This is a genomic window from Acinetobacter sp. DSM 11652 (genome assembly GCF_900109815.1).
Classification (GTDB): domain Bacteria; phylum Pseudomonadota; class Gammaproteobacteria; order Pseudomonadales; family Moraxellaceae; genus Acinetobacter.
The window spans coordinates 52,842-70,922 of the sequence record NZ_FOBK01000001.1; the positions used below are offsets into that span (position 1 = coordinate 52,842).

Genomic DNA, 18,081 nt, shown 5'->3' on the forward strand with positions numbered 1-18,081 from the left:
TGTATCAGAAAACGATTACAATGCCGTATATTCAGAAAAAATTCCGATTATTGAGTAAATTTTGGATTCTTTTCTGCACGTTTAAGCAGAACTAAGACCGCGCCAGTGCCACCTTGTTTTTCAGGCGCACTGACAAAAGCCAAAACATCACGATGTTGTCTGAGCCAACTATTAACATAGGTTTTTAAAACAGCTTCAGGGCCTTTACCATGAACAATTTTAATGACGTTTTGATTTTGCTCTTTCGCCATCTGAATAATTTGCAATACAGCTGAACGTGCTTCTTCTACGGTACAGCCATGCAAATCAACTGCTTCAAACCAACGTAAATTTCCAGCTTTCAGATCTTCAAATACTTTATGTTGTAAGGTCGCAATTCGATAACTCAGACTAGCCTGACTGCCAACTGGATTGAGCATGGCTTGAGTATCAGACATTACTGTTTCATCAGTATGCATTGGACCTTCAGCAGCAGCACGTTTAGCTAAGGTTTGAGCATCCAATTTCTTTTTTACTGGTTTCTCAATTTTTGCAATATTGCCATGATCAATTTTTTGAACGCCTTGCATCTGCTGACGAAAGAGTTCTAAATCTTCCTCATGCTCTTGTTCAACCGTCTTTTCAATAGGTTTAGGTGCTTCAACACGAGGAGCAGGATTACTGATTTGTTTCTTAAACTGTTTCAGTAAATTAAATTGATCTTTTGATAAAGAAGAATCATGTTTACTCATAACGTGCTTGTAACTTTAAAGTGGAAGAGGAATGAATGTGATTATAATCCGAAAATCCCTTAACTTTGTAGTGAGAAGTATTTAAGTTGATTTTAAGGTGTTGAATTAAGTGGAGATAACTTAAGGGATAAAGCAAAAAAAGAGATTGATTATTAATCTAATTTATTTTGAATTTGTTCTAGCTATTGTTGTTGGCATTAATGGAGGCAAGAATGGATTCGGAAATCCATTCTTATGAGATTGAATTATTTTTAGTCGAACAATTTACCGCAGAATATTAGAGTTAAATATTCTGAGGTTCGCCAAACAATGCGGTAAAGGCATGATCAGGACGAGGCTGTTTCATAAAACTTTCACCCACAAGGAAAGTGTGAATGTCATTTTCTTGCATCATGGTGACATCCGCTGAGGTTGCAATGCCGCTTTCCGTCACTAATAAACGAGATGGTGCAAGTTGTTTTTTTAGACGAATTGATGTGTTCAAATCAACATCGAAAGTTTTTAAATTACGATTATTAACGCCTAATAAACAACGATCTGATAATTTGAGAGCACGTTCTAGTTCATATTCATCATGCACTTCAACCAGTACATCTAAATGATGTTCAAATGCAGTTTTCGACATTTCCTCAAGTTGTTGATCTGAAAGACATGCAACAATGAGAAGGATACAGTCTGCATGCAATGCGCGAGCTTCAATCACACCATAAGGATCGATTAAGAAATCTTTTCTTAGTGCAGGCAAATCACAGTGAGAACGAGCAATATGAATGTTCTCATCGGCACCTTGGAAGAAATCAATATCTGTAAGTACTGATAAACATGCCGCACCTGCTGATTGATACTGTTCAGCTATTTCAGCAGGATGGAAGTTTTCTCGAATAATGCCTTTAGATGGAGATGCTTTTTTGATTTCAGCAATGACAGCAGGACGTTTGTGCTGTAGTGCTTGAGCAAAACCGCGAACAGGGCTAGCGGCTTGAGCGAGTTCTTCGACGTCCTTATAACTACGTTGTTTTAATCGTGCAGCAAACTCTTCTTGTTTACGGTTAACAATTTTGCCAAGAATAGTATTCGCGATATCTAACATAAGAATGTCCTGACTTAATTAAGCTTCATAATGTTTTATTGTTTTTGTGAATTCAGAAAGCACATCCATCTTTTCAAGTGCCTGACCACCATAAATGATGTCATGTGCTAATGCCACACCTTGTTTATAACTCGAAGTTAAACCTGAGACATAAATACCAGCACCAGCATTTAATGCAATCATACTGGCCGCTTTTTCACCTTTCGGTGATTTTTTCTTACCTAGTGCATCTTTGATCAGTGCCAAACTTTCAGCAGAGCTATCAACAGATAAATGCGTCAATGTTTGAGACTCAATCTCTACATCCTCAGGGAGGATTTCCCATTCAGTAATTTCACCATTTTTTAACTCAGCAACATAGGTGGATGAAGCAAGACTGATTTCATCTAGCCCATCTTTAGAGTGAACAACCATGACGTGCTCAGCACCAAGTTGCTTAAGAACTTCAGCAATAGGTCGACATAATTCTGTTGAGAACACGCCAATTACAAAGCGCTTTACACCAGCCGGATTCGTAAGCGGGCCAAGTAAGTTGAAAATGCTTCTGAAGCCCAATTCTTTACGAGGACCTGCTGCATACTTCATTGCTTTATGATGGTTTGGAGCAAAGAGAAAACCCACACCCAAATCGCGGATACAGCGTTCAGTCTGTGCCATATTTAGGTCAAGATTAATACCAGCTTGTTCTAATAGATCTGACGAGCCTGATTTTGATGACACACCTCGGCCACCGTGTTTGGCAATCGTTGCACCTGCAGCTGCAATTACAAAACTTGATGCAGTTGATACATTAAACAGGTTTTGTCCATCACCACCCGTGCCAACAATATCGACTAAGTATGGAAGATCACTGACATCAATCTTGATCGCATATTCACGCATCACGCGTGCAGCAGCAGTAATTTCGTCAATACTTTCGCCTTTTAAACGTAAACCCATCATTAATGCACCGATTTGTGCATCAGTCGCTTCACCATCCATAATGGTGCGCATAACAGCTTCCATTTGAGGCTGTGTTAATTCAATATTTTTCGTAATGTTGTTTAATGCTTGTTGAATATTCATGTCTTGCTCTTACGCATAAATTTCTAAGAAGTTTTGGAAAATTTTGTGGCCATGTTGGCTGAGTATCGATTCTGGATGGAACTGAACACCTTCAACGGGAAGGGTTTTATGTTTCACACCCATAATTTCTTCCATAGAACCATCTTCTTCATTGGTCCAACACGTCACCTCTAAACATTCAGGTAAAGTCGCTTGATCAATGACTAAAGAGTGATAGCGAGTCGCTGAGAATGGAGAGGGTAGATTGCTAAAGATCCCTTGATCAGAGTGATACATGTCAGATAAACGCCCGTGCATTACTTTTTTTGCACGAACAATATCTCCACCAAATGCTTGCCCGATACTTTGGTGACCTAAGCACACCCCAAGCAGTGGAATCTTGCCTGAAAAGTGTTGAATCGCTGGGATTGAAATACCGGCCTCAGAGGGAGAGCAGGGACCAGGTCCAATGACGAGATATTTTGGTTGCCATCGCTCAATATCCTCCAAAGTCACGGCATCATTACGGACCACTTTTACTTCCTGATTTAACTCGCCAAAATATTGGACGATGTTGTAGGTAAAAGAGTCATAGTTGTCGATCATCAGAAGCATTTTAAGCTTAACCTCTTGAAATTTATAATTTAACTTAATTTAGCTTTGTTATTCACATTGATAAGATGCATCACAGGGTGTTGACTGCATCCTTGTCTAGTAACTCAAAGCGATTAAGTGGCAGTTATCATAGCAGATTCTTTTATCAGCGCAGGTTAAATTTTGGGGTTCAAAACATCAGCAATATTGATCACTTAAATCAAATTAATGTGTGAATGAATGGTTCTAGGTGAATAGCGCTAATAAATGAAATATTGATCTGAATCTAAAAGCTCATACGTGTTATTCATAAGTTTTTTTAATCATTGTGTTTGATGAGTGAGATTTGTGTTAAAAACAAACAAACAAAATGCACTCAGTAAATTTATAATTTATAAGATTTAGTCTCGCGGTCGTTCACTTTTACATCATTTATCTAAGATATTTAATTTTACTGAACTAATATGATGCACAAAATTTATATTTATCATGGCTCGATGTGTATTAATAAAGTTATGATTGAGTTGGATTATTTGTCTTTCAAATAAAAATAAAATATTAAAATTTTTTATTTAATGATATATAAAACAATGTGTTAAACGCATGTGTCTGAAAATTTGATCCATTTTTCTAATTTATAAAAATTTATAAAATATATCGTTTGGTAAATTAGGTAATTAAATCCCTGAATAAACTTGACTTTAAGTTTAATAATTAAACGATCATGCTCTGAGATGCACCATTTTGGTACAGGTTGTAAATAAATATTTTTTATTGCGATGAACTGTGCCTGAATATGGTGCATTTAGTTTTAAGCACAGTATAATAGTCGCAAAGCAAAGTGAATAAAGCTGTTAATCTGATAAGGATTTCAAGATTTTAGCTTTGCTTTTAAAAGTTGGTACGGTAATTGCTTTAAAACTACCAACTACTAACACGCACTAAATGTGCAACAAAAAATCATCGGAGCAAAATGAGCATGGCGAACAAGGTCCTACAACTCATCCAAGAAAGTGGCGCAAAATGGGTAGACTTCCGTTTTACGGACACTAAGGGTAAAGAACAACATGTTACTTACCCAGCAGATACTATCGATGAAGATACTTTTGAAGATGGTAAAATGTTCGACGGTTCTTCAATTGCTGGTTGGAAAGGTATCGAAGCGTCTGACATGATCTTACGTCCAGATGCTGAAACAGGTTTTATCGACCCGTTTTTTGCAGAGCCAACTGTAGTGGTGACTTGTGATGTTATTGAGCCATCTACTGGTCAAGGTTATGACCGTGACCCACGTTCAATTGCTCGCCGTGCAGAAGAATATTTAAAATCTACTGGTATTGGTGATACTGCTTTCTTTGGTCCAGAACCAGAATTCTTCGTATTTGACGAAGTTAAATGGGACATCGATATGTCTGGTGCTCGCCATACATTAATCGCTGAAGAAGCTGCTTGGTCTACAGGTAATTCTTACGAATCAGGTAACTCAGGCCACCGTCCACGCGTTAAAGGTGGTTACTTCCCAGTGCCTCCAGTTGATTCTCACCACGATATGCGTGCAGAAATGTGTGCGAAAATTGAAGACATCATGGGGCCAGGTCGTGTAGAAGTACATCACCATGAAGTTGCATCTTGCCAATTAGAAATTGGTGTGAGCTTCAACACAATGGTTCGTAAAGCTGATGAAGTACAACAGTTTAAATATGCTGTTTGGAACGTTGCTCATCAATATGCTAAAACTGCAACGTTTATGCCTAAACCAATGGTTGGTGATAACGGTTCTGGTATGCACGTTCATATGTCAATTTCTAAAGACGGCAAGAACTTGTTTGCTGGTGATGAATATGCAGGCCTTTCAGAAATGGCATTGTATTTCATTGGCGGTATCATCAAGCACGCACGCTCATTAAATGCGATTACTAACCCTTCTACAAACTCGTATAAGCGTTTAGTGCCACATTATGAAGCGCCAATTATGCTTGCTTACTCAGCGCGTAACCGTTCAGCTTCTATCCGTATTCCATACGTTTCTAGCCCGAAAGGTAAACGTATTGAAGCACGTTTCCCAGATCCAATGATGAACCCGTACTTAGGTTTTGCTGCATTGTTAATGGCGGGTATCGACGGTATTCAAAACAAGATTCATCCAGGTGAAGCTTCAGACAAGAATTTGTATGATCTACCTCCTGAAGAAGAAGCAAAAATTCCTACAGTTGCACACAGCTTGGATATGGCTTTAGAAGCTCTTCAAGCGGATCACGATTACCTTCTTAAAGGTGGCGTATTCACTAAAGAAATGCTTGATGCTTACATTGAGCTTAAAACTGAAGAAGTTCGTCGTCTTAATACGACAACTCACCCAGTTGAATTTGATATGTACTACAGCCTGTAATTCGTTCACGAATTTCGCTGTAAAAAACCCGCGCAATGCGCGGGTTTTTTTGTGTTTTGAGTTAAAATAAATGTAGTCAAATATGAGAAATATTTCATGGCAAAGCCACGTAAAAAGCACACGGGATTTTTTCCTTGGAATGATCCAAGTGACCACGAAAAAGGATTTAAGCTCAATTTTTCTGAAGTGACCTATTTGGAAGTTGGCAGAACCATGGAAGGCTATAAACAGGCACAATTTTTTGAACTGAGAAATCCTGATTTGGCTTTACAATTTGATTATCCAAATGAATTTTATATCAGTGCCGAAGGTTTTATTTTAGTAAAAACAGCACAAGGTAAATTTGAAGTGATTGCAAAATCAGACAGTGCTTGAATGTGTGTGTCTGCGCCTAAAAAATAAGATTTATTCCTTGTGATCATCCAAGTCATATTTGAGTAAGTTTTCACGCTCATAAGGTGCATCCTCAGCAGGATATCTTAAATTTTCAATATTTTGGCTCTTGGCGATAGACCATATAATACTCTCTCCAGCGGGGATATTAGAGCTGAAATTCTTATATAGTGGATTAGTATAAGCATCTGTTGCATTGATTATTTTCCAACCTTTGCTTTCTAAGGCTAGAATGATCTCGCCTAGAAACTGTCCATTAATCGCATTCGTATGGAGTAACAATACATGTTGAGGAGAGTGTTGAAGGGTTTGCAATGCGAGTGAGTCATAATATTCAGCTCGATCAAGAAGATGATCAATATAAGCACGCTTCAATCTTTTGATGTGTGACGTTTTTCCTGCTTTTAGATACGCTAGATATTTTTGATTATAAAACCAGTCACTTGCATCAATACTGACACCACCATGCTGGTAATGATTTTGTTTTAACCAGTTTTGGACTTGATCTCTTTTCGCAATATTATTGCCTTCTTTGAGATAGGGATATCTAAAAATTTTCCTATAGTTTTTTAAATCACGAAAAACTAATTCATTAATTCTAATGCTCTTGATGTAGTCTTTCGCCAAAACTTCAGGTTTATTTAAATTTTCGTGAAAAGCACTGTGATTGCCAACAATGTGTCCGTGTTTATCCCATTGACGTATTAAGTCTTTACCCGCATTGTCACCGATTTTGATGTAACTTGGGAAAATGATAGATTGAATATTTTTGTTTTTTAAATGCGCTAGTATTTGTTGATTAATGTGTGGAGCAGTAGGATCGATAGTTGGATTTAATCCATCATCAAAACTCAGTGCTAATTGACGAGCATGAGCTTGGGAAAGAAATAACAGTGATATAAATAAGTACAAGCTAAATTTAAGCATGTTTAATGAAGTTGTTTACGAATGAATGTTTATAGCATTTTTTGGGGGAGTGCAGTATGCAATGTGTGAGGGTGATGTCTTAAACTAAACCATAGGTTTGGTGCATTAGTTCTAAAGCTTGGGTACACTTGAGAGTATAAAATAATGGTAGTCTGAAATATGCTTGAAAGCCGTCAATTTAATCATCAGGAAAAATTAATGTGTCCTGAGTTAAAAAAATGGTTGTACGCCTCAGGCTCACTTACCCAACAACTGACAGATTTAGCTGATGGAATATTTAAAGTTCAACGAATCCAAGAGCGATTTAAACGTTTAAACTTTAATGATGCTAGCTGGATGGGTGTATCACATCAGCATACTTCTTGGGTTAGAGAGACTCATTTATTTGGTTCTGATTGCGAACCTTGGGTAAAAGCGAAATCTATTTTTCCAATTACCAGCCTTCAAAAAAAAGCACGTCTCTTTCAACATATTGGAAATCAGCCTATAGGTCGATTCCTGTTCCAACGCACAGAACCGCAATGCCAACGTCGCGTGATCTTACTTGAGGATGGATGGACCAGACAGAGCTGTTATACTTGGCATGGCTGTAAATTTATTGTCCAAGAAACATTTTTACCAGCATTTGAACGTTTTATAAAAACTCATTGAGCTAGACTTTATGGCAACCGCACAAGCAATCACCTGGCGCGAGCGTTTAAGCGCTTATTACTATTTATGTCGTTTCGATAAGCCAATTGGTACTGAGTTAGTCCTGTGGCCCACCTTATGGGCGCTGTGGATTGCAGCTGGTGGAATACCTGATGTAGTGACACTGCTTGCCATCGTATGTGGCACTATATTTATGCGTGCAGCGGGATGTGCCATTAATGATTTTGCTGATCGTAAAGTGGATGCACACGTAGAAAGAACTAAAAATCGTCCATTAGCCACAGGTGTGATTTCGGCAAAAGAAGCAGTTTGGGTGTTTATCGCACTCGTTGCTGCAAGTGCTTGTACATTGTTTTTCCTGCCTATTGAAACTTTTTATTGTGCTTTAATTGGGCTGGTACTTGCTTTCATCTATCCATTTATGAAGCGCTATACGCATTTACCTCAAGTGGTACTGGGGATGGCATTCTCATGGGGTATACCGATGTCATTTACTGCAATGGGTAAGCCTTTGGATTGGACGTGTTGGCTACTTTATTTCGGTAATTTGGCTTGGACTGTGGCTTATGATACTCAATATGCAATTACGGATCGCGAATATGATTTAAAGATTGGGGTTAAGTCGACGGCTATTTTGTTTGGAAAAAATGATATTAAAATTATCAGTTTATTGCAGGCGATGAGTGTTATTTTAATTGGTACTGCACTATGGCTTGAACACATACTTGTCCCTTTTGGATTAATCGCATTAGTGCTCGTGTTAGGTGATTTCATCTATCAATGGACCAAAACACGTGATAAAGATCCGCAATGGTGCTTCTGGGCATTTAGACATAACCGATGGGTAGGGGTGATGATCTTTATGGGGATTTTTATTGCATTAATTTAATCTTAACATTAAATAAAAATAAACTAATTAAGCATCCTAGTCGGATGCTTTTTTTTATGTTTAATTAAAAGTACTCATGGAGAGTGATAATAATGAATGGAAAGAATTATGAAGAGTACAATTAAAAAAACGGTTATCGCAATGTGCTGTACGGCAGCATTACTCTTAACGGCTTGTAATAGTGATGATGATAAAAATATTTTTCAAGAAAAAGTGTTTGTTGCTGAGAAAGCTTATCAAAAAGATAGTCTAGAGCAAGCTTCCAAAATCCAAATTATGACTTATTTAATGCCGAATGTTCTGGGTCAGAAAACTAAGGCTACAGCAATGGTCATGTTTCCTAAGACTGCTCAGCCAGCAGCAGGATGGCCAGTGGTGGTATGGGCACATGGAACAACTGGTGTTGGAGACGAATGTGCACCAAGCAATAATTTACTTAATTCGAATTTTGAAATTTTAGCGAACAGCCTTCTTAAAGAAGGTTATGTCATTGTAGCCCCTGATTATGAAGGTTTGGGAGTCAAGGGGATTCATCCTTATCTTCATCTATCTAGTGCTGCACAATCAGCGATTCATGCAATAAAGTCAGTTCACCAAGCATATCCATCACGATTAAATAAATCTTGGATGTCTGTCGGCCAATCCCAAGGTGGTCATGCATCATTAGGAATTGCACAATATGCCAATAATGATCCGTATTACAAAGGGGCTGTAGCAACTGCTCCAGCATCCAGTTTGGGTTACATTATTACCCAAGTCGCACCAAAAGCTATTTCAGCGATAGAAATTCAAAATAGAGATTTGGCAATCGCTATTTATTCAGAGCTATTAGCTTATGCTGCTTATACAGGTGTAGGGATTAAAGCATATGAACCTAGATTTTCATTAGCAACGATATTCCAATCTAGGTCTCAAGTTGTGGCAGAGAAAGCTGAGGGGTCGACTGGTGAAAATGGCCTATGCTTGATGCCATTAATTGATGAGTTTAGAAAAGACATTAAGACTTATTTGGAATCAAATTCAACACAAAAATTAATGGACTATCCTGGGTTAAAGGTTGGCTTTGAAAATGATCCAGTGGTGAGTAGTTTTTTAAGTAATAATCAGCCTGGAATTCAAAAACTCATGAAACCGGTTTATGTGGTTCAAGGTGAAAATGACACCGCTGTCCCATATCAAGTAACACAACAATTAGTAAATCAGTTAAATGGATTGGGGACTCAACCTCCAATTGTATTAGATATGGTGGCAGGAGCATCGCATACACAAGCGATTGTTGAGAAAAATGATGAGGTTGTTGATTTTATTAAATCGTATTTACCGGTGCGCTAAACGTGACTATGTCAGCTAGGGTGTTGCATCCTAGTTGACACTTAAAGCTAAAGTTTTTTCTATGACTTTATTCTGTTATATTGCCTCGGACTCAATAACACAGGTTTTGTTGATGACTTCATCAAAAAAGAAATTCACCACTAAATTTATTTTATTGGCAAGTCTTGGTCCCCTTATCCCGTTGCTTATCATTGCGATCGCTTTTTTTGCAGTAAAGAGTGATGCAAAGAACAAAGCAGAGTACGATCGGTTACGTGCAGAACAAGCCGCGCGAATTGAAGCTAGAGAAAAACAAGAGCAGCTTGAGCAGAATGCTTCGTCTGTAGCAGAGCCTTTAAACTAATTATTTTTAGCAAGAATATCTTTTTTGAGGCTTTGAACACTTGGGATATCGTTATAGCGAAATACTCGATATCCTGCTTCATAAAACATTTGATCGCGCTCAGCATCTTCTTGTTCCTTACCAAGATGACTTGGATCATCGAGTTCGATAATGGCAATAACTTTAAGCTGATCATCCAGTAAGACAAAGTCAGTCACTTTTCGATTAAATTTAGCTCGAATCTTTAGACTGGGGTTTGTGATTAAAGCGCTAAAAGCGACTTGAGCAAGCACATGGTATTGCGGAAAACTCTCTTTTAATCTAAAAAACATTTTACTTTCAAATGCGGTAATAATGCGTTTGGGGTAAAAGCGTTGTGGCTTTTTAAATAATTGTTGAAAGATAATGGTGAGCAGGGCAAGGGTTGCAATAACACCAATAATTAAGAAAGTAATTTGACTGGATTGAAGCACAGGAATTCGTAAATAAAAGCACATATAAGAAAAAACCCACTCGATTGAGTGGGTTTTTAGAATCTTGGCTCTCCAACCTGGGCTCGAACCAGGGACCTGCGGATTAACAGTCCGTCGCTCTACCGACTGAGCTATTGGAGAATCTGGTACGCATTCTATGAGTCAAATGAAGAGAGGTCAAGCCTTAACATTGAAAAATATTAGAAATATGAATCAACTGATTTAAATTTAATCTAAGTGAAACGATCTATAGCTTTTTTAATAAATGGACATACTCTGCTTTGCTTTTCAGTGGATTCGCTTTACGACATAAACTCATAAGTTCCATCATGGTTTGTTGTGATGATTCCACATTTACCTCGTTTTGAATTTTTTTAATCAGGAGTATGTGTTCAGAGGATAATTCCGAAGTACAGTGATACAAACGTTCATACATAAGTGTAGGGGCTATTTTATTATGTTCAGATTTTTGAGTGCATTGAAATATAAAGATGAGACTGCCAACAAGTAGAGACCAGAAAATCAGTGATTTAAGCCAAGGTGTATTCATTTTTAGACTTTTTTAGAAATTAGAATAATTCTATAGCAAATCAGAAATTTAGGGATAAAAAAACCCAAGTCATTATGCTTGGGTTTTTAGAATCTTGGCTCTCCCACCTGGGCTCGAACCAGGGACCTGCGGATTAACAGTCCGTCGCTCTACCGACTGAGCTATGGGAGATTAGATTGGCTCTCCAACCTGGGCTCGAACCAGGGACCTGCGGATTAACAGTCCGTCGCTCTACCGACTGAGCTATTGGAGAATCTGATGCGCATTTTAGGGTTGAAATTACTAGTCGTCAACCAATTATTGTAAAGAAATGAATAGTTTGATTTATTAATACTCAAATTGATGTAAATAACAAAAAAACCATCCTAAAAGGATGGTTTTTTAAACGTAATAAGACGGTTAAATCTTATTTTTCTACGCCAGCTTCTTGACCAGCATATTTCGCGTTAGCGTAATCCCAGTTCACTAAGCTTTCTAAGAAAGTAGAAATATACTTAGGACGAGCGTTACGGAAGTCAATGTAGTAAGCATGTTCCCAAACATCGATCGTTAATACAGCTACTTTACCATGAGCAAGTGGAGTATCAGCATTTGAAGTTTTCATGATAGAAAGTTTACCATTTACTTCATCAGCAACTAACCAAGCCCAACCTGAACCGAATTGAGTTGTAGCAGCAGCAGCAAATTCTTCAGCAAATTTTTCGTAAGAACCGAAAGCTTCGTCAATTTTAGCAGCTAAAGCACCAGTCGCTTTACCACCACCGTTTTTAGCCATACAGTTCCAGTAGAATGTGTGGTTCCAAACTTGTGCTGCGTTGTTGAAGATACCCGCTTTAGAAGCATCACCAGCAGAAGCTTTGATGATTTCTTCAAGCGTTTTACCTTCAAGATCAGTACCTGCAATTAGGTTGTTTAAATTAACAACATAAGTATTGTGGTGTTTGTCGTGGTGGTATTCTAAAGTTTCTTTGCTGATGTGTGGAGCAAGATCTTCGTAACCGTACGGAAGAGCTGGTAAAGTAATCGTTGTCATGTTTTAAGTTCCTTGCATTGTGCTGGGTTTTACATCGAAGTGCACTTATTGTAATAGATTCTCACCATATTTTGCGCATTACTTATAAATAAGAATACAGAATAAAGCGTGAATTAATACGTATAAGCTCACTCCAATTTAAAACGCGTGGTTAAATCAATTTAAATAGGATTATTGAGTTCAACGTAATGATATTCAAGACCAAATTGTTCACAAATTGCTTGACCTAGTCGTTGAACACCATAACGTTCAGTCGCATGATGTCCACATGCGTAATAATGCACATCTAATTCTAAAGCTTGATAAAAGGTACGCTCACTAACTTCACCTGAAATATAAGCATCGCAATTTTGTTCGGCAGCTTTAGTGATAAAGTCTTGAGCACCGCCAGTACAAAATCCAACTTTTTGAATACTTGGTTTATCAGCCATCAAATGTATCGCATCATAATTAAGTTGTTGTGACACAAAAGCTTTGAACTCATCTGGTGTCATTGCATTTTTTAAATAGCCGATATTTCCAATGGGATGACGTTCACTCGGATCAAGTGCTTCAATTTGATCAAGATGAAGTAAATCTGCTATCGCAGCATTATTTCCCAAGTTAGGGTGGCTATCGAGAGGTAAATGATAAGCTAATAGTGAAATATCATGTTGAATGAGTGATTTAATTCGCTTGCCACGTATTCCTGTAATCGGAGATGGCTCACCTTTCCAAAAATAGCCATGGTGAACCAATAAAACATCAGCTTGCAGCTCGATTGCAGCATCAATAGCTGATTGAGAAGCCGATACAGCACAAACAATTCGCTTTACTTCTGTTTTACCTTCGATTTGCAGACCATTGGGAGCGTAATCTTTAAATTCATTGGCTTTTAGGGTCTGATCACACCATTGGATAATGTCGTTTAGCTTTGCCATAATGTTCTTAAGTCTGTGAAAATATAAAGATCAAAGCATATTTTTAATCTTAACTAAAGCCGAACAAAACTATTTTCACAATTTTAGGTATATAAATTTTTTTTGATTACAATATGAAGTCATAAAATACTTTTGTCATCAATAAATTAAAATTCTCAGAGGATATTAAAGTGCGCCGGTCCTTTACATGGTTACCATGGGTGTTACTCATCATTGTCATTATTAGTTTTGTCACATGGCAAAAACTAAATCAACCAAAGCCTCAAATAGCAGCTGATGGATATAAAATGCCAGCTGAAAAAGTAGAACCTTTGGTGGATACGACACGTTCTGGGGGAGTAGTGTCATACAATGCTGCGGTAAAGGTCGCAGCACCTGCAGTCGTTAATATTTTTACAACACAAACTGTAAAAAAAGTGGATCATCCGATTTTAAATGATCCTGTTTTTAGAGAATTTTTTGGTGGTCAATTACCTGAACGTTTTGGACAAGAACCAAATGAAAATAGTTTGGGTTCGGGGGTGATTGTTCGACCTGATGGTTATATTCTGACTAATAATCATGTGATTGCACAGGCTGACCAGATTGTTGTGGCTTTGTATGATGGTCGTCGAGCAGAAGCCAAAGTAATTGGAACAGATCCTGATACGGATTTAGCAGTCATTAAAATCGAAATGGACAAACTGCCAGTGCTTCCTTTCAAACTGAGTGGAAATGAAGTTGGAGATGTTGTACTCGCAATTGGTAATCCATTTGGCGTGGGACAAACAGTTACGCAAGGGATCATATCTGCGACAGAACGTTCGGGATTGGGTATAAATTTCTATGAAGATTTTATTCAAACCGATGCTGCTATTAATCCAGGTAATTCTGGGGGAGCACTCATTGATGTTGCAGGTAATTTGATTGGGATTAATACTGCAATTTTCTCGCAATCGGGTGGTTTTTTAGGAATTGGTTTTGCTATTCCTGCTAAAGTCTGCCAGCAAGTTCTGAATTCAATATTAAAAGAAGGCAGAGTAATTCGAGGGTGGCTAGGTATTGGTTTGGCGAATCCGACGCAACCCGATGTATTACAACCTCGTGAGAAGGGTGTAATTGTGAGCAGCGTCTATGAGTCTGGTCCTGCAGATAAAGCTAAGATTAAAGTCGGTGATCGGATCATGAAAGTAAATGATCAGGAGATCAACAATCCATCACAATTGATTAATTATGTTGCAATGCAATCACCGAATACCTCTGCAAAAATTGAGATTTTACGTGAAGGTAAGAGCATCAATACTGAAGTGGTTATTGGTGAACGACCAGCTGAAACCAGCGATCGTAATAGCCAGTATATTCCATTACCTCGTCGTTAAATTAACAAGCCCCAGTAATATGGGGCTTTTTTATAATTCTTAGATTCTATATTGTTTCATACCTTTGAATGAATCTGAATAAATCTGCTATTTAATAATTAAATACGGTCATGCATTCCTAAGTGACGGTGAGATAGAGTTTTAACACATGCAAAATTGAATTCACTCAACAATGATTAAACAGTGTACGAAACAAAAAAAGCCAGTGGTTCACTGGCTTATTTTGAGAATAAAATTAGCTTTCCTGTTGAATACCCGCAACCAACCAATCTTGACTAGAACCTGCTGGTTTAACGAAATGCCAAACTTCAGCAAACGGTTGTGGAAGGCTATTTAAGTCTTCACTTACCGTACCCGTGAAACGAACGCTGACAACGTATTGACCATTTTCAGTCGCAGAATCAACAACCATAGCATTCAGATTTGAAAACTCAGCTACGTCTTGATCTTGGTTACCCATAATATCGTTATACATCGATTGATAAAGATCAGGCGTCAAATAACGTTGAATCTCAGCAATATTACTTGCCGTATTCATTGATTGAATATGGTTGAAGCGTTGGCGTGCAATGCGTAAGAAAGCCGCTGGTTCAGTTCCGTCAGGTAGCTGACTTCCACTAGACATTGTTGCTGCACCAAAAGGAGCTTGTGGTGCTTGACCAAATGGCGCTTGAGATGCAGCTGTGCCACCGCCCACAGATTGACCAAAAATATTGGTATTGTCATTAGACACTGAAGGGCGAGGTGCAGCAGTTTGACCAAACGGTGCAGATTGTGGACCTGAACTGTTTGGTGCATAAGGGTTGTTAGCCGCTAATTTTTTTTTTGCTCCGAATTTACGGAAGATGAAGAACGCAGCAGCAGCAATAATCAACAACCATACCCAACTTGGGATACCACCTTCTTCCTCAGGTTGTGCAGCAACTTCTGCTTGACTTGCTGGAACAGTATCATCATCTGCTAAAGCATTTGCTGCGACTGCACCAATTGCAGCACCAGCAACACCAGCAGCGACCATACCACCCACACCAGGACCAGACTTTTGAGGCGCAGTCGCTGGAGCAGCAGGTTGTTGGGCAGGAGTAGCTTGACGTGGTTGCTGATATGATTGGGTTGGAGCAGCAGAACGGCTCATACCATGGCTTTTACCACCACCAGCACGTTTTGCTTCTGCAAAAGGCGCTACCATGAGTGTCGCCATTAAAATACCCGCAACTAAACTACGCTGTCGAACTTCCATCTAAAATTCCTATTTTAAAAAGTTAATTTCACACTGTATTTATGCAGTCTTTTGGCTTAAATTTCAACTTAAACCTCAATTTTTTTCAGTATTCATACACAGTGTACAGTTAAATAAATTGATCAGCTGAATTAATGTTCATCCGCTAAGCTCATCGCTTCAGTTAAAGCTTCATGTAGACGGGCAACGGCGATAATGCGAACACCAGGAATATCCTTTTGTGGTGCATTCGCTCTAGGGACTATAATATATTTAAACCCGTGCTTAATTGCTTCCTTCAACCGTTCCTGCCCGTTAGGTACGGGACGAATCTCTCCCGATAATCCCACTTCGCCAAATACAGCCAATTGCTGAGGGAGTGCTTTTGCTCTCAAACTTGAAGCACAGGCCAATAAGACGGCGAGATCTGAACCTGTTTCAGTAATTTTTAAGCCACCAACAACATTCACATATACGTCTTGACCAGAAGTTTGAACACCACCATGTCGGTGCATGACGGCGAGTAGCATATTTAAACGGTTTTGCTCAAGACCCAATGCAACACGGCGAGGTTGACCATGCGCGTCATCTACTAGGGCTTGCACTTCAACTAAGAGTGGACGTGTGCCTTCTCGACTAATCATGACGATAGAACCAGGAATCGCTTCATCATATCGGCTAAGAAAGATGGCTGAGGGATTGGCAACCTCTCTAAGCCCTTTATCGGTCATCCCAAAAACACCGAGTTCATTGACTGCACCAAAACGATTTTTAACAGCTCGAATCATTCGATAACGTGAATCAGATTGACCTTCAAAATAAAGTACGCAATCGACCATGTGTTCTAAAACACGAGGGCCAGCTAAAGCACCTTCTTTGGTCACATGACCCACAATAAATAAAGCTGTTCCGCTGTTCTTCGCAAAACGTGTCAGAAGGGCTGCAGATTCTCGAATTTGAGAAACGCCGCCTGGCGCAGACTGTAAGGTTTCAGTGTATAAAGTTTGAATCGAGTCTAAGATCGCGACAGCAGGTCGTTCATGCGCTAATACTTCGCAAATACGCTCTACGCACGTCTCAGCCATCACTTTTAATTGATCAGTTGGAAGATCCAAACGATTGGCACGTAATGCAACTTGAGATAAAGATTCCTCACCAGTGACATATAGGGCGGAACTTTTCGCGGCAGCCATATGGGTTGCCGTCTGCAAAAGAATTGTTGATTTACCAATACCAGGGTCACCACCGATCAGTACAACTGAACCAGTAACAAGCCCTCCGCCTAAAACGCGATCAAATTCTCCAATCCCTGTTGCTAAACGTGTTTCGTGAGAAACTGAAACTTGATTCAATGTAGTGATTGATGCTGCTTGACCAGCATAACCACCTGCAATTTTTGGATTTGCACGATGCGTAATCGCAGGGGCAATGGTGACTTCAACTAAACTGTTCCATTCTCCGCATTCTGAGCATTGACCTGCCCATTTAGGATGATCTGCGCCACATTGTTCACAGCGATATACACTTTTTGCTTTAGCCATAACTTAATATAGGTTTTTTGATTTTCTATATACTGAGCATACTGAGTAAAGGTTACGAAAACAAAAAAATATTGATCAAATTTTAAAACAATAAGACAAGTCATGACGTGTGCTTTAACGAGATATTAAATTAAAGCAATCATGAATTGATTTATACTCATATCAAAAATCGACTGAGTTATTTGATATGCGTTTGTACGCTCAACATATTGATGCCATCGCACGCGAAATACAGCGTGATGTGCTGTTTATTCATTTTGAGAATTACACGGATGATCAGAATGAGGAAGAAAGTATTCGAGATCATGTGATTGCATGGCTTGAACAACATGAAATTGAATTTGTGCCATGTTTAGGTTTGTCTGGTGAGGATGAAATTGACAGCTATCTGGGTGACCTATATCTAGATATTCCTTTTGATGAGCAAAATAACCAGTATCAGCTGGTTAAAAATTATCTTGAAGATGAACAGGGCAATATGAAAATTGAACATGTTCTATTTTTTGTGTTGAGCTTGGAGGTTGCGGAAGAAATTGCAAAGGATCAAGAGGAAAAACAAAATTTGAACGATCAGAAATTTTCGTGAAAAGACAAAAAAAGCCTCATCAATGAGGCTTTTTTGGGG

General features: G+C 38.7%; 18 protein-coding genes and 3 tRNA genes. 8 read left to right on the forward strand and 13 right to left on the reverse strand.

Going from position 1 to position 18,081, the window contains the following annotated elements:
* Positions 1 to 47 precede the first annotated feature (47 nt).
* From BMW42_RS00255 to BMW42_RS00270, 4 genes are all read right to left on the reverse strand, one after another.
* Positions 48 to 731 (reverse strand): Smr/MutS family protein, encoded by a 684-nt coding sequence (locus BMW42_RS00255; RefSeq protein ID WP_092765950.1) that lies wholly within the window; start codon positions 729 to 731, stop codon positions 48 to 50.
* Between the two features lie 283 nt (positions 732 to 1,014).
* Entirely contained in the window at positions 1,015 to 1,821 is an 807-nt protein-coding gene (trpC, locus tag BMW42_RS00260; RefSeq protein WP_092765951.1) for an indole-3-glycerol phosphate synthase TrpC, read from the reverse strand.
* 18 nt (positions 1,822 to 1,839) lie between these two features.
* Positions 1,840 to 2,886, reverse strand: a complete 1,047-nt coding sequence (gene trpD, locus BMW42_RS00265) for an anthranilate phosphoribosyltransferase (protein ID WP_035266991.1) — start codon at positions 2,884 to 2,886, stop codon at positions 1,840 to 1,842.
* A 9-nt stretch (positions 2,887 to 2,895) separates the two neighbouring features.
* Positions 2,896 to 3,480 (reverse strand): anthranilate synthase component II, encoded by a 585-nt coding sequence (locus BMW42_RS00270; RefSeq protein ID WP_092765952.1) that lies wholly within the window; start codon positions 3,478 to 3,480, stop codon positions 2,896 to 2,898.
* A gap of 952 nt (positions 3,481 to 4,432) precedes the next feature.
* Here BMW42_RS00270 and glnA point away from each other — a divergent pair.
* Both glnA and BMW42_RS00280 read left to right on the forward strand, forming a co-directional pair.
* A complete protein-coding gene (gene glnA / locus BMW42_RS00275) occupies positions 4,433 to 5,848 on the forward strand; it encodes a type I glutamate--ammonia ligase (protein ID WP_171076768.1) in 1,416 nt (471 codons plus the stop codon).
* 96 nt (positions 5,849 to 5,944) lie between these two features.
* Positions 5,945 to 6,223, forward strand: coding sequence for a hypothetical protein (locus BMW42_RS00280; protein WP_092765953.1), 279 nt, complete (start codon positions 5,945 to 5,947; stop codon positions 6,221 to 6,223).
* A 30-nt stretch (positions 6,224 to 6,253) separates the two neighbouring features.
* Here the strand turns inward: BMW42_RS00280 and BMW42_RS00285 are convergent, their stop codons facing one another.
* Positions 6,254 to 7,168, reverse strand: a complete 915-nt coding sequence (locus BMW42_RS00285) for a polysaccharide deacetylase family protein (protein ID WP_092765954.1) — start codon at positions 7,166 to 7,168, stop codon at positions 6,254 to 6,256.
* Between the two features lie 159 nt (positions 7,169 to 7,327).
* Here BMW42_RS00285 and BMW42_RS00290 point away from each other — a divergent pair, with 159 nt between their 5' ends.
* The 4 genes from BMW42_RS00290 to BMW42_RS00305 all read left to right on the forward strand — a co-directional run bounded on the left by BMW42_RS00290 (position 7,328) and on the right by BMW42_RS00305 (position 10,383).
* Positions 7,328 to 7,819, forward strand: coding sequence for a chorismate--pyruvate lyase family protein (locus tag BMW42_RS00290; RefSeq protein WP_092765955.1), 492 nt, complete (start codon positions 7,328 to 7,330; stop codon positions 7,817 to 7,819).
* Between the two features lie 10 nt (positions 7,820 to 7,829).
* Entirely contained in the window at positions 7,830 to 8,708 is an 879-nt protein-coding gene (gene ubiA / locus BMW42_RS00295; RefSeq protein ID WP_092765956.1) for a 4-hydroxybenzoate octaprenyltransferase, read from the forward strand.
* 108 nt (positions 8,709 to 8,816) lie between these two features.
* The gene (locus BMW42_RS00300; RefSeq protein ID WP_171260658.1) at positions 8,817 to 10,040 is read left to right on the forward strand and encodes an alpha/beta hydrolase family protein; all 1,224 of its coding nucleotides are present in this window, start codon (positions 8,817 to 8,819) and stop codon (positions 10,038 to 10,040) included.
* A 112-nt stretch (positions 10,041 to 10,152) separates the two neighbouring features.
* Complete coding sequence (locus BMW42_RS00305; protein ID WP_051586562.1) at positions 10,153 to 10,383, forward strand: hypothetical protein; 231 nt, start codon at positions 10,153 to 10,155, stop codon at positions 10,381 to 10,383.
* Here the strand turns inward: BMW42_RS00305 and BMW42_RS00310 are convergent.
* The 6 genes from BMW42_RS00310 to BMW42_RS00340 all read right to left on the reverse strand — a co-directional run bounded on the left by BMW42_RS00310 (position 10,380) and on the right by BMW42_RS00340 (position 13,338).
* A complete protein-coding gene (locus tag BMW42_RS00310; protein ID WP_092765958.1) occupies positions 10,380 to 10,859 on the reverse strand; it encodes a DUF2726 domain-containing protein in 480 nt (159 codons plus the stop codon). The two genes, BMW42_RS00305 and BMW42_RS00310, sit on opposite strands and share 4 nt — an antisense overlap.
* 41 nt (positions 10,860 to 10,900) lie before the next feature.
* Positions 10,901 to 10,976, reverse strand: a tRNA-Asn gene (locus tag BMW42_RS00315).
* Between the two features lie 504 nt (positions 10,977 to 11,480).
* A tRNA-Asn gene (locus BMW42_RS00325) sits at positions 11,481 to 11,556 on the reverse strand.
* A gap of 6 nt (positions 11,557 to 11,562) precedes the next feature.
* Positions 11,563 to 11,638, reverse strand: a tRNA-Asn gene (locus BMW42_RS00330).
* Positions 11,639 to 11,791: 153 nt separating this feature from the next.
* Positions 11,792 to 12,418 carry a superoxide dismutase gene (locus BMW42_RS00335; protein WP_092765960.1) on the reverse strand — a complete coding sequence of 209 codons (627 nt, stop codon included), beginning with the start codon at positions 12,416 to 12,418 and terminating at the stop codon, positions 11,792 to 11,794.
* Positions 12,419 to 12,579: 161 nt separating this feature from the next.
* Positions 12,580 to 13,338: a Nif3-like dinuclear metal center hexameric protein gene (locus tag BMW42_RS00340; RefSeq protein WP_092765961.1), complete on the reverse strand. Its 759-nt coding sequence runs from the start codon at positions 13,336 to 13,338 to the stop codon at positions 12,580 to 12,582.
* Between the two features lie 170 nt (positions 13,339 to 13,508).
* Between BMW42_RS00340 and BMW42_RS00345 the strand changes: the two genes are divergently transcribed.
* Entirely contained in the window at positions 13,509 to 14,696 is a 1,188-nt protein-coding gene (locus tag BMW42_RS00345) for a trypsin-like peptidase domain-containing protein (protein ID WP_092765962.1), read from the forward strand.
* A 235-nt stretch (positions 14,697 to 14,931) separates the two neighbouring features.
* Here BMW42_RS00345 and BMW42_RS00350 read toward each other — a convergent pair whose 3' ends face one another.
* Both BMW42_RS00350 and radA read right to left on the reverse strand, forming a co-directional pair.
* Positions 14,932 to 15,936 (reverse strand): Tim44 domain-containing protein, encoded by a 1,005-nt coding sequence (locus BMW42_RS00350; protein WP_092765963.1) that lies wholly within the window; start codon positions 15,934 to 15,936, stop codon positions 14,932 to 14,934.
* A 131-nt stretch (positions 15,937 to 16,067) separates the two neighbouring features.
* Positions 16,068 to 17,456, reverse strand: a complete 1,389-nt coding sequence (radA, locus tag BMW42_RS00355) for a DNA repair protein RadA (RefSeq protein ID WP_035267023.1) — start codon at positions 17,454 to 17,456, stop codon at positions 16,068 to 16,070.
* 187 nt (positions 17,457 to 17,643) lie between these two features.
* On the opposite strand from radA, the gene BMW42_RS00360 reads away from it, so the two are divergent.
* A complete protein-coding gene (locus tag BMW42_RS00360; RefSeq protein WP_092765964.1) occupies positions 17,644 to 18,042 on the forward strand; it encodes a hypothetical protein in 399 nt (132 codons plus the stop codon).
* Positions 18,043 to 18,081 lie beyond the last annotated feature (39 nt).